Genomic DNA, 12,028 nt, shown 5'->3' on the forward strand with positions numbered 1-12,028 from the left:
AGGCGGCGACCAGAACAATAACGATACCGAGTGCCTTGCCTATGGAAAGCCGCCTGCTGAGCGAGCGCAGTAGCGTGTTTCATCACGCCGACCCTTATGCTGTGTCCGATTATGTGAACCAGCACGTAGGCCAGCATTGCATCGGTCTGTCGCGCACCACCCACCCTCAAGCCAGCCTCAGCCACCGCAAGTTCGCCGAACTCGACCTGTGCCGCATCAGCTACGGCGGCAGCGTGCGCGTTACCTCGCCGGCGCTGGAAACCATCTACCACCTGCAAGTGTTGCTCAACGGCAACTGCCTGTGGCGCGGGCACAAACGCGAGCATCACCTCGTGCCGGGCGAGCTGTTGCTGATCAACCCCGACGACCCGGTTGACCTGACCTATTCGGAAGACTGCGAGAAGTTCATCCTCAAGGTGCCCACCCGGCTACTGGATTCGATCTGCGACGAACAGCGTTGGCATCGGCCAGAAGGCGGTGTTCGGTTCTTGCGCAACCATTACCGGCTGGATGAGCTGGACGGGTTCGTGAACCTGCTGGCCATGGTTTGCCACGAAGCGGAAGTGAGCGATTCGCTGCCGCGCGTGCAGGGGCACTACAGCCAGATTGTCGCCAGCAAGTTGCTAACCCTGATGAGCACCAATATCCGCCGCGAAAGCCTGGGTTCGCCAGGGGCTAGCCTTGAGCGAATCATCGACCACATCGACCGTAATCTGAAGCTTGAGCTGACTGCCGAGGCGCTGGCGGAGCAGGCGTGCATGAGCTTGCGCTCGTTGTATGCGTTGTTTGACCGGCAACTGGGCACTACACCCAAGCAGTACGTACGCCAGCGCAAACTGGAGCAGGTGCGTGCCTGCCTGGGCGATGCCACTTGCTCGGTACGCAGCGTGACCGAGCTGGCCATGGACTATGGCTTCCTGCACTTGGGGCGGTTCTCCGAAGTGTATCGGCAGCAATTTGGCGAGCTGCCCTCGGAAACCTTACGCAAGCGGCGCTGAACTCGCGGGTCTCTTCATGGGGTTCGCCCGCGAGGAGGTCCGTTAACCTGCACAAAACGGATATCACTGCGCACAAACCGGATACTCCCGCCTAATACCAGCGCCCAAACTGACCAGGTCTAAACAATAACAAGGGAGACCCTGGCCATGTCCCTGGGATTCGACTACCTCAATGCCATGCTCGAGGACGACCGTGAAAAGGGCATCTACCGCTGCAAGCGCGAGATGTTCACCGACCCACGCCTGTTCGACCTGGAGATGAAACACATCTTCGAGGGCAACTGGATCTACCTGGCGCACGAAAGCCAGATCCCCGAGAAGAACGACTTCCTCACCCTGACCATGGGGCGCCAGCCGATTTTCATCGCGCGCAACAAGGACGGTGAGCTCAATGCCTTCCTCAACGCCTGCAGCCACCGCGGCGCCATGCTGTGCCGGCACAAGCGCGGCAACCGTTCCAGCTATACCTGCCCGTTCCACGGCTGGACGTTCAACAACAGCGGCAAACTGCTGAAGGTGAAAGACCCGAGCAACGCCGGCTACCCCGACAGCTTCAACTGCGACGGCTCGCACGACCTGACCAAGGTGGCGCGTTTCGAGTCCTACCGGGGCTTTTTGTTCGGCAGCCTGAATGCCGATGTGAAGCCGTTGGTGGAGCACCTGGGCGAGTCGGCCAAGATCATCGACATGATCGTCGACCAGTCGCCGGAAGGCCTTGAAGTGCTGCGCGGTGCCAGCTCGTACATCTACGAAGGCAACTGGAAGCTCACCGCCGAGAACGGCGCCGATGGCTACCACGTCAGCTCCGTGCACTGGAACTACGCCGCTACCCAGAACCAGCGCAAGCAGCGCGAGGCGGGCGACGAGATCAAGACCATGAGCGCCGGCTCCTGGGCCAAGCAGGGCGGCGGCTTCTACTCCTTCGACCACGGCCACCTGCTGCTGTGGACCCGCTGGGCCAACCCGGAAGACCGCCCGGCCTACGAGCGCCGTGACCAGCTGGCTGCCGACTTCGGCCAGGCCCGTGCCGACTGGATGATCGAGAATTCGCGCAACCTGTGCCTGTACCCGAACGTGTACCTGATGGACCAGTTCAGCTCGCAGATCCGCGTTGCGCGGCCGATTTCGGTGAACAAGACCGAAATCACCATCTACTGCATCGCGCCCAAAGGCGAGAGCGCCGATGCCCGCGCCAAGCGCATTCGCCAGTACGAAGACTTCTTCAACGTCAGCGGCATGGCCACCCCGGACGATCTGGAAGAGTTCCGCTCCTGCCAGACCGGCTACGGGGGCGGCACTGGCTGGAACGACATGTCCCGTGGCGCGAAGCACTGGGTCGAAGGCGCCGATGAAGCCGCTAAAGAGATCGAGCTCCATCCGCTGCTGTCTGGCGTGCGCACCGAGGACGAAGGCCTGTTCGTGCTGCAACACAAATACTGGCAGGACACCATGATCCAGGCCCTGAAGGACGAACAGCAGCTGATCCCTGTGGAGGCCGTGCAATGAGCCTGTATGAAACCGTGCGCGACTTCCTCTACCGCGAAGCGCGCTACCTGGACGACGCCCAGTGGGACCAGTGGCTGGAGCTGTACGCCAGCGACGCCAGCTTCTGGATGCCGAGCTGGGATGACGATGACACCCTTACCATCGATCCGCAAAGCGAAATCTCGCTGATCTGGTACGGCAACCGTGGCGGCCTGGAAGACCGCGTGTTCCGTATCAAGACCGAGCGCTCCAGTGCGACCGTGCCGGATACCCGCACCTCGCACAACATCAGCAACATCGAGATCGTCTCGCGGTGCGAGGGCAGCTGCCAGGTGCGTTTCAACTGGCACACCCTGAGCTTCCGCTACAAGACCACCGACAGTTACTTCGGAACCAGCTTCTACACCCTCGACCTGCGCGGCGAGCAGCCGCTGATCAAGGCCAAGAAGGTGGTGCTGAAGAACGACTACGTGCGCCAGGTCATCGACATCTACCACATCTGATACAGGGTTTTGCGAGCATTGCCCGGTGCGTCCTGCGACGCGCCGTGGGCCGGCTCGCCCGCGAGGTGCAACATGAGCTACCAGATCGCACTGAATTTCGAAGACGGGGTTACCCGTTTCATTGAAGCCACCGGCCATGAAACCGTGGCCGACGCTGCCTACCGCCAAGGCATCAACATCCCGCTGGACTGCCGCGACGGCGCCTGCGGCACCTGCAAGTGCAAGGCCGAATCCGGCCGCTACGACCTGGGCGACAACTTCATCGAAGACGCCCTCAACGAAGACGAAATTGCCGAAGGCTACGTACTGACCTGCCAAATGCGCGCTGAAAGCGACTGCGTTATCCGCATTCCGGCTTCGTCGCAGCTGTGCAAGACCGAACAGGCCAGCTTCGAGGCGGCCATCAGCGATGTACGCCAGCTGTCGGCCAGCACCATTGCCCTGTCGATCAAGGGCGAGGCCCTCAGCCGCCTGGCCTTCCTGCCGGGGCAGTACGTCAACCTCAAGGTGCCGGGCAGCGAGCAGAGCCGTGCCTATTCGTTCAGTTCGTTGCAGAAGGACGGCGAAGTCAGCTTCCTGATCCGCAACGTGCCGGGCGGTCTGATGAGCAGCTTCCTCACCAACCTGGCCAAGGCCGGCGACAGCATGAGCCTGGCGGGGCCGTTGGGCAGCTTCTACCTGCGGCCAATCCAGCGCCCGCTGTTGCTGCTGGCTGGCGGTACTGGTCTGGCCCCGTTCACCGCGATGCTGGAAAAGATCGCCGAGCAGGGCAGTGAACACCCGTTGCATCTGATCTATGGCGTGACCAATGACTTCGATCTGGTCGAGCTGGATCGGCTGCAAGACTTTGCGGCGCGTATCCACAACTTCACCTTCAGCGCCTGCGTGGCCAACCCGGACAGCCAGTACCCGCAGAAGGGCTATGTGACCCAGCACATCGAGCCGCGCCACCTGAACGATGGCGATGTGGACCTGTACCTGTGCGGGCCGCCACCCATGGTGGAAGCGGTCAGCCAGTACGTACGCGAGCAGGGCATTACCCCGGCCAACTTCTACTACGAGAAGTTCGCGGCAGCGGCCTGACGGATCAAGCAGGAGACACACATGAATAACCGATTCCAAGGCAAGGTCGCCCTGGTCACCGGTGCCGCTCAAGGCATTGGCCGTGGCGTGTGCTGGCGGCTGAAGGCCGAAGGCGCGCAAGTGGTGGCGGTAGACCGTTCCGAACTGGTCCACGAGCTGGCCGGCGAGGGCATGCTTACCCTCACCGCCGACCTCGAACAACACGCCGATTGCGCCCGTGTCATGGCCAGTGCGGTGGAAACCTTCGGCCGCCTCGACATCCTGGTCAACAACGTCGGCGGCACCATCTGGGCCAAGCCTTTCGAACACTACGAGGTGGAGCAGATCGAGGCCGAGGTGCGCCGCTCGCTGTTCCCCACCCTGTGGTGCTGCCATGCCGCGCTGCCCTACATGCTCGAACGCGGCAGCGGCGCCATCGTTAACGTCTCGTCCATCGCCACCCGTGGCGTCAACCGTGTGCCTTATGGCGCGGCCAAGGGCGGCGTCAACGCGCTCACCGCGTGCCTGGCCTTTGAAACCGCTGGCCGTGGCATCCGCGTCAACGCCACCGCGCCCGGCGGCACCGAAGCGCCACCCCGGCGCGTGCCCCGCAACAGCGCCGAGCAAACCGAACAGGAAAAACACTGGTACCAGCAGATCGTCGACCAGACCCTCGACAGCAGCCTGATGCACCGCTACGGCAGCATCGACGAGCAAGTGGGCGCGATTCTGTTCCTTGCCTCTGACGAAGCCTCATACATCACCGGCGTGACCTTGCCGGTAGGAGGCGGCGACCTCGGCTGAGCAGCAACCTCAAGGCAACAGCTTTCCCTCACAACAAAAACAAGAGCGACAGATGCCATGCGAACCCTTGACGTACACCCGATCATCGATAACGCACGCTTTACCCCGTTCCACTGGATGGTCATGGCCTGGTGTGGCCTGCTGCTGATCTTCGACGGCTATGACCTGTTCATCTACGGCGTGGTACTGCCGGTCATCATGAAAGAGTGGGGGCTTACCCCGTTGCAGGCCGGTGCGCTGGGCAGCTACGCGCTGTTCGGCATGATGTTCGGCGCCTTGGCATTCGGCAGCCTGGCCGACCGTATCGGGCGCAAGAAGGGCATTGCCATCTGTTTCGCCTTGTTCTCGGGGGCAACCATTCTCAATGGCTTTGCCAGCAGCCCGAGCGAGTTCGGCATCTACCGTTTCATCGCTGGCCTGGGCTGCGGCGGCCTGATGCCCAACGCCGTGGCACTGATGAACGAATATGCGCCCAAGCGCCTGCGCAGCACGCTGGTGGCGATCATGTTCAGCGGCTATTCGCTGGGCGGCATGCTGTCGGCCGGTGTGGGCATCTTCATGCTGCCGCGCTTTGGTTGGGAGTCGATGTTCTTCGCCGCTGCCTTGCCACTGCTGCTGTTGCCGGTGATTCTCTACTACCTGCCTGAATCGATCGGTTTCCTGGTGCGCCAGGGCCGTACCGAAGAAGCTCGCAAACTGTTGAAACGGCTGGACCCGGAATGCGATGTACAGGCCGATGACGTGTTGCAGGCCGCTGACCGCAAAGGCAGCGGGGCATCGGTACTGGAGCTGTTCCGCAATGGCCTGGCCATACGCACACTGGCGCTGTGGCTGGCGTTCTTCTGCTGCCTGTTGATGGTCTATGCACTCAGTTCCTGGCTGCCGAAACTGATGGCCAACGCGGGCTACAGCCTGGGTTCGAGCCTGTCGTTCCTGCTGGCGCTGAACTTTGGCGGCATGGCCGGGGCAATTCTGGGCGGCTGGCTGGGCGACCGCTACAACCTGGTCAAGGTGAAGGTGGCATTCTTCATTGCCGCTGCGCTGTCGATCAGCTTGCTGGGGGTGAACAGCCCGATGCCGGTGCTTTACCTGCTGATCTTCATTGCTGGTGCCACCACCATCGGCACGCAGATCCTGCTGTATGCCGGCGCTGCGCAAATGTATGGGCTGTCGGTGCGCTCCACCGGCCTGGGCTGGGCTTCGGGTATTGGTCGTAACGGCGCCATCGTCGGCCCGCTGCTGGGCGGCGCACTGATGGGCATCAACCTGCCGCTGCAACTCAACTTCATCGCTTTCGCCATCCCTGGCGCAATCGCTGCGCTGGCCATGGCCGTGCACCTGGCCAGTGGCCGTCGGCAAGCTCAGGCCCTTGCGGCGCAGGCATAACCCAAAGAACAAGCGCCGGGCACCGCGCCCGGCCGATGCCTTGCCAGAGGTCCCATGAAAACCCTGATCAAGGACAGCTCGCTGTCCGCCATCGTCGCCGGCTGCATCGCCACGATGATCTCCTACGCAGGCCCGTTGGTGATCATCTTTCACGCCGCCGAAGCCGCCGGCCTTTCCCACCAACAGTTGTCATCCTGGGTCTGGGCCGTGTCGATGGGCAGTGCCGTGCTCGGCGCGCTGCTCAGCCTGCGCTACCGGGTACCTGTGGTGATCGCCTGGTCGATTCCAGGTTCCGCGCTGCTGGTCACCGCCTTGCCGCAATTCGGCCTGGAGCAGGCCGTGGGTGCTTACCTGGTGGCCAATCTGGTGCTGCTGATGATCGGCATCAGCGGGGCCTTCGACCGCATTATCGCGCGCCTGCCGGGCTCCATCGCTGCCGGGATGCAGGCCGGCATCCTGTTCAGCTTCGGCATCGAAGTGTTCCGCGCCCTGCCAGTGCAGCCGCTGCTGGTGCTGGCGATGTTCGTTACCTACATGCTGATGCGCCGGCTACAGCCACGCTATGCGGTAGCGGCGGTGCTGTGCGTGGGCACTCTGGTGACCGTTGCCAGCGGCGCGTTGCGCAGTGAGGCGCTGGTGCTGGAACTGGCTTCTCCACAGTGGGTCACGCCGCAGTTCAGCCTTTCGGCGGTATTCAGCCTGGCCTTGCCAATGGTGCTGGTGGCGCTGACCGGGCAGTTCATGCCAGGCATGGCGGTACTGCGCAACGCCGGCTACGCCACACCCGCCAGCCCGTTGATCAGCGCCAGTGCCCTGGCTGGAGCGCTGCTGGCGCCGTTCGGCTGCCACGGGCTGAACCTGGCGGCGGTCACCGCCAGCCTGTGCACCGGCCATGAAGCCCATGAAAACCCTCGGCGGCGTTATGTAGCGGCGGTGGCTGGCAGTGCGCTGTACCTGCTGCTGGGCATTGCCGGCGCCACGTTGATGTCGCTGTTCGCCGCCTTTCCTGCTGCGCTGATCGCTGCCCTGGCCGGTTTGGCCCTGTATGGCGCCATCAGCGAAGCCCTGGCCCGCAGCCTGGCAGAGCCGGCCGAGCGCGACGCCGGGCTGTTCACCTTCCTGGTCACGGCTTCGGGGGTAGCGTTCCTGGGGCTGTCGGCGGCCTTCTGGGGGCTGCTGTTCGGCCTGCTGGCCCATGCGCTGCTCAGGTTGCATCGGCCACGTGCCCGGGAGGTGCTGCGCCGTACCCCATGAACTGCCGTGTTCCCAACGCTTTACCCATAAAAACAAGATCAAGAGAGCTTCGGAATGAATCACACCCCTTGTGTCGCCCTGGGCCTGACTTTGCTCAGTCAACCGCTGCTGGCTGCCGAAGGCGGCTTCTTCGAGGATTCGAAGGCCACCCTGAGTGCCCGCAACTACTATTTCAGCCGCGATTTCTCTGACATCGTCGGGGCCAACAAGCAGTCCAAGGCCGAGGAGTGGGCCCAGGGCTTCATCCTCGACTTCAAGTCGGGCTACACCCCCGGTACCGTCGGTTTTGGCGTGGACGCGCTGGGCCTGCTGGGTATCAAGCTCGACAGCAGCCCCGACCGGGCCAATACCGGCCTGCTGCCGGTGCATGGCGATGGCCGTGCCGCCGACGAGTACAGCCGCCTGGCGCCCACCTTCAAGGCCCGCCTGTCGAAGACCGAACTGCGCGTCGGTGAACTGCAACCCAACCTGCCGGTACTGACGTTCAGTGATATCCGCCTGTTGCCGCCGACATACCAGGGCGCCAGTTTGAGTTCGTCGGAAATCGACGGGCTGACCTTGCAGGCCGGCCACCTGAAAAGCACCCACCTGCGTAACGAAGGCGGCGACGGCAAGATGAACGCCATGCTCGGCCATGTGCCGATGCGCCAGGCCGAAAGCGATGCCTTCAACTACGTGGGCGGTGACTATGCGTTCAACGCCAACCAGAGCAGCGTCAGCCTGTGGTACGGGCAGTTGGAAGACGTCTATGAACAAGGGTTTATCGGCCTGAAGCACAGCAAGCCAGTGGGGGACTGGGTGCTTAGCGCAAACCTGGGCTATTTCACCGCGCGTGAGGATGGCGATGCGCTGCTGGGCAATATCGACAACCAGGCGTTCTTCTCGATGTTCACCGCCCGGCACGGCGGGCACAGCTTGCATGCCGGCTACCAGGGCATCTATGGCGATAGCCCGTTCCCTCGGGTATTCGCCAACATTTCACCGTTGGGTAACGAGGTGCCGACGTATGAGTTTGCCTACACCGATGAGCGCTCGTACCAGGTACGCTACGACTACAACTTCGCCGCCCTGGGCGTACCCGGCCTGACGGCGACCGTGCGGTACATAACCGGTAACAATGTCGATACCGGGCTGGGTTACGAAGGGCGGGATCGCGAACGTGACCTGGACATTGGCTATGCAGTGCAGAGCGGCGTGCTGAAGGGGCTGGGGATTCGGGTGAGGAACGCCATGGCACGCTCCAATTACCGCAGTGACATCGACGAGAACCGCCTGACGTTGGTGTACACCTGGCAGCTGTTCTGAGCCTGCCAAGGGAATTGCGCACCGTGGTCGTATGAAGGTAGCTTGCGCAAATGTCCCTTTCAGGAGCGCGACCCTTGGACTCCATCACCCAAGCCGTACTCGGCGCGGCCCTGCAAGGCACCGTGCTTGGCCGCATCCAGGGCCGACGCGCGTTGCTGTATGGCGCTGCGTTGGCCACGCTGCCCGACCTGGACGTGATCATCCGCTACGCCGACCCGGTGTCGCAGATGACCTACCACCGCGGGTTCTCCCACTCGCTGTTCGTGCTTACCGGGCTGGCCTTGCTACTGGCCTGGCTGGTCAACAAATGCTGGCCTGGCAAGGGTTACACCTTGTCCAGGTTGTTCCTCGCATTCTGGCTGGTACTCATCACCCACCCGTTGCTGGATGCCTTCACGGTTTATGGCACGCAGTTGTTCTGGCCACTGCAAGTCACGCCGCAAAGCTGGGCGGCGGTGTTCATCATCGACCCGGTCTACACCTTGCCGCTGCTGGCGGCGGTTACCTACGCCATCTTCAAGGGGGTGACCGCAAAGGCGACACGCCTGCTGACCCTGGCGCTGATGTTCAGTACCGCATACTTGGGTTTCGGCCTTGCCGGGCGTATGGCGGCGGAGCAACGCTTCCAGGCGGCGCTGGATCAGCAAGGCATTGTCGCCAGTGAAGTGCGCGCCGTGCCGATCGCTTTCAATAGTCTGGTCTGGCGAGTACTGGCCAGGACCCCGGAGGGTGATTACTACGAGGGCATCAGCAGCGGGTTCGACCGCCAAGCGCCCGAGATGCAGCGTTTGCCACGTAATCTGCAACTGGCGAAAGCATTGGCAGGAAGCCCTTTGCACCAACGTTTGCGCTGGTTTACCGATGACTGGCTGCGCTACGACCAAGTGGGCGATGCGTTGGTGGTGACCGACCTGCGCATGGGCATCCCTGGCAACTACACCTTCCGTTTCAACATGGCTCACCGTGACCGCCAGGGGCATTGGGTTGCGGATGTACCTTCGCGGTGGCAAGGCAGCGGGCCTGGCTCGATGTTCAACGGTGATGACCTGCGCTTGATCTGGCGGCGTATTGTCGACCAGCAGCCACCACTGCCGTTGGCCGCCTGGACAGACGCATACATGAGGCCAGCCCCGAACACGCCCTAGCCAGCCTGTGGCCTTGCATTAGCTGGCTTCGGCCCCATTTATGCCGGTTCGATGACTCCAGGAACCCGCTCATGGAACCCAACCGCTTCGGCGACATTGCCGCCTTTGTCAGTGCCGCCAAGGCTGGCAGCTTCACCGCTGCCGCCGCCAGCCTTGGCCTGACGCGTTCGGCGGTGGGCAAAAGCATCGCCCGCCTGGAAGCGCGCATGGCTGTGCGCCTGCTTAACCGAACCACGCGCAAGCTGAGCTTGACCGACGAAGGCCTGGTGGCCTTTGAGCGCTGGCGGCAGATTCTGGATGACCTGGATGAGGTGGAAAGCACCATGGCCCAGCGCCGCGGAAAGCCCACAGGCACCCTGCGCCTGACCGCGCCGCTTTCGTTTGGCCAACGTCACGTGCTTCCGATCCTGGATCGCTATCTCAAGCAGTGGCCGGAACTGCGCGCAGACATCCGTTTCACCGACCGCTTCGTCGACCTGGTCGAGGAGGGCGTAGACGTTGCGGTGCGTATTGGCGCACCCAAGGAAGACTCACAGTTGTTGACCCGCACGGTGGCCTGGCAGCAGTTCGTGACCTGTGCATCGCCTGCCTACCTTGAGAAGCGTGGTGTACCGCAAGTGCCCGGCGACCTCTATGGCCACGACAAGATCGCCTTCCTCGCAGGAGAGAAGGCCATGCCCTGGCGTTTTCACACCGAAGCGGGGCTGCACCTGTGCGAAGACCCCGGCCGTTTGAACATCGACAGTTCCGAAGCCATGCTCGACGGCGCCCGCGCAGGCTTCGGGCTGATTCACCTGCCCACCTACATCACCGGTGACGACCTGCGCGCCGGCACCTTGGTGGAAGTGCTGCAAGCCTACCGCCCACCGGCAGACCCGATCCGCATCGTCTACCCAAGCAAACGCCATTTGTCCCCGCGCGTACGCGGCTTTATCGATTTGTTGGTGGCCAGCTGGGAACCGGGCGTGCCTTGGGAGTACTGATTGGGGAATACCAGGCCCCTATACCGGGCCTGAACCTGGGTTTATCGCTAGCGGCGCAGCAGGGAAACTGGCAGCCACTGATAATCCCCCTGGAGACCCCATGACTGCTCTGTCCGTTCTGGATCTGGTCATGATCGGAGAAGGCAAGACCTTCGCCGACGCGATCGAAGAATCCCGCCAGCTGGCGCGCCATGTCGAGCAACAGCACTACAGCCGCTACTGGATTGCCGAACACCATGACATGCCGGGCATCGGCTCGGCGGCCACTTCGCTGGTGATCAACGAAATCGCCAACGCCACCCGGCACATCCGTGTTGGCGCGGGTGGCATCATGCTGCCCAACCATGCGCCGTTGGTGATAGCCGAGCAGTTCGGCACCCTCGATACCTTGCACCCGGGCCGTATCGACCTGGGCCTGGGCCGTGCGCCAGGCACTTCCGGGCCGACCGTACGTGCCTTGCGCGGTGCCGCGCCAGAACGTGACTTCAGCCAGGACATCGCCGAACTGCGCGACTACCTGGCCGACAACGGCAAGCGACGGGTGCGTGGCGTACCAGGCAGCCACGAGGTGCCGGTGTGGATCCTTGGCTCCAGCCTGTTCGGCGCCGACCTGGCGGCGAAGCTGGGCCTGCCGTACGCCTTCGCTTCGCACTTTGCGCCGCGTTACCTGCTGCAGGCGATTGCCCATTACCGGGCCAACTTCCAGCCCTCGGCGCAGTTGGCCAAACCTTATGTGATGGTGGGCATGAATCTCTTCGCCGCCGCCAGTGATGCCGAGGCAGATTACCTGGCCAGTTCCCATCGCAAGTGGATGCTGGACCTGCACGTCGGGCGCTTTGGTTTGTTGCCCAAGCCGCAGGAGGGTTATGTGCAACGCCTGCCTGAGCATGAGCGCGCAGTGCTGGAGCAGGTGATGGCCTGTACCGTGGCGGGTGGGCCTGAGCGGGTGAGGGAGGGGCTGCGTTCGCTGATCGAGCAGACCGGAGCGGATGAGCTGATGATCGATTGCCGCATCCATGACCCGCTGGCGCGGCAGCGGTCGCATGCCTATGCGGCGCAGGCCTTGGCCGAACAAGGTTGAAGCTACTGGCCTCTTCGCGGGT

The 12,028-nt window shown here is 62.9% G+C and carries 11 protein-coding genes; all 11 read left to right on the forward strand.

The genetic code is table 11. The annotated features are described in order from the left end of the window. Positions 1-41 precede the first annotated feature (41 nt). Positions 42-998 (forward strand): helix-turn-helix transcriptional regulator, encoded by a 957-nt coding sequence (locus PM2_RS14440; protein ID WP_016715263.1) that lies wholly within the window; start codon positions 42-44, stop codon positions 996-998. A gap of 147 nt (positions 999-1,145) precedes the next feature. Then, entirely contained in the window at positions 1,146-2,504 is a 1,359-nt protein-coding gene (gene benA, locus PM2_RS14445) for a benzoate 1,2-dioxygenase large subunit (protein WP_016715262.1), read from the forward strand. Further along, positions 2,501-2,986 (forward strand): benzoate 1,2-dioxygenase small subunit, encoded by a 486-nt coding sequence (benB, locus tag PM2_RS14450; RefSeq protein WP_016715261.1) that lies wholly within the window; start codon positions 2,501-2,503, stop codon positions 2,984-2,986. The genes benA and benB overlap by 4 nt, the downstream gene beginning before the upstream one ends. 72 nt (positions 2,987-3,058) lie before the next feature. Then, positions 3,059-4,069 carry a benzoate 1,2-dioxygenase electron transfer component BenC gene (benC, locus tag PM2_RS14455; RefSeq protein WP_016715260.1) on the forward strand — a complete coding sequence of 337 codons (1,011 nt, stop codon included), beginning with the start codon at positions 3,059-3,061 and terminating at the stop codon, positions 4,067-4,069. Positions 4,070-4,090: 21 nt separating this feature from the next. Further along, on the forward strand, positions 4,091-4,852 hold the full coding sequence (locus tag PM2_RS14460; RefSeq protein WP_028699186.1) for a 1,6-dihydroxycyclohexa-2,4-diene-1-carboxylate dehydrogenase: 762 nt from the start codon (positions 4,091-4,093) through the stop codon (positions 4,850-4,852). Between the two features lie 57 nt (positions 4,853-4,909). Further along, positions 4,910-6,238, forward strand: coding sequence for an MFS transporter (locus PM2_RS14465; RefSeq protein WP_016715258.1), 1,329 nt, complete (start codon positions 4,910-4,912; stop codon positions 6,236-6,238). Positions 6,239-6,292: 54 nt separating this feature from the next. Further along, positions 6,293-7,492, forward strand: coding sequence for a benzoate/H(+) symporter BenE family transporter (locus PM2_RS14470; RefSeq protein ID WP_016715257.1), 1,200 nt, complete (start codon positions 6,293-6,295; stop codon positions 7,490-7,492). A gap of 54 nt (positions 7,493-7,546) precedes the next feature. Then, a complete protein-coding gene (locus PM2_RS14475; protein ID WP_016715256.1) occupies positions 7,547-8,797 on the forward strand; it encodes an OprD family porin in 1,251 nt (416 codons plus the stop codon). A gap of 74 nt (positions 8,798-8,871) precedes the next feature. After that, positions 8,872-9,942 carry a metal-dependent hydrolase gene (locus tag PM2_RS14480; protein WP_016715255.1) on the forward strand — a complete coding sequence of 357 codons (1,071 nt, stop codon included), beginning with the start codon at positions 8,872-8,874 and terminating at the stop codon, positions 9,940-9,942. 71 nt (positions 9,943-10,013) lie between these two features. Continuing rightward, the gene (locus tag PM2_RS14485; protein ID WP_016715254.1) at positions 10,014-10,925 is read left to right on the forward strand and encodes a LysR family transcriptional regulator; all 912 of its coding nucleotides are present in this window, start codon (positions 10,014-10,016) and stop codon (positions 10,923-10,925) included. A gap of 100 nt (positions 10,926-11,025) precedes the next feature. After that, on the forward strand, positions 11,026-12,006 hold the full coding sequence (locus PM2_RS14490; protein WP_028699187.1) for an LLM class flavin-dependent oxidoreductase: 981 nt from the start codon (positions 11,026-11,028) through the stop codon (positions 12,004-12,006). Positions 12,007-12,028: the final 22 nt, after the last annotated feature.

The sequence above is a fragment of the Pseudomonas monteilii NBRC 103158 = DSM 14164 genome, from assembly GCF_000730605.1.
In the GTDB taxonomy this organism is placed as follows: Bacteria; Pseudomonadota; Gammaproteobacteria; order Pseudomonadales; family Pseudomonadaceae; genus Aquipseudomonas; species Aquipseudomonas monteilii.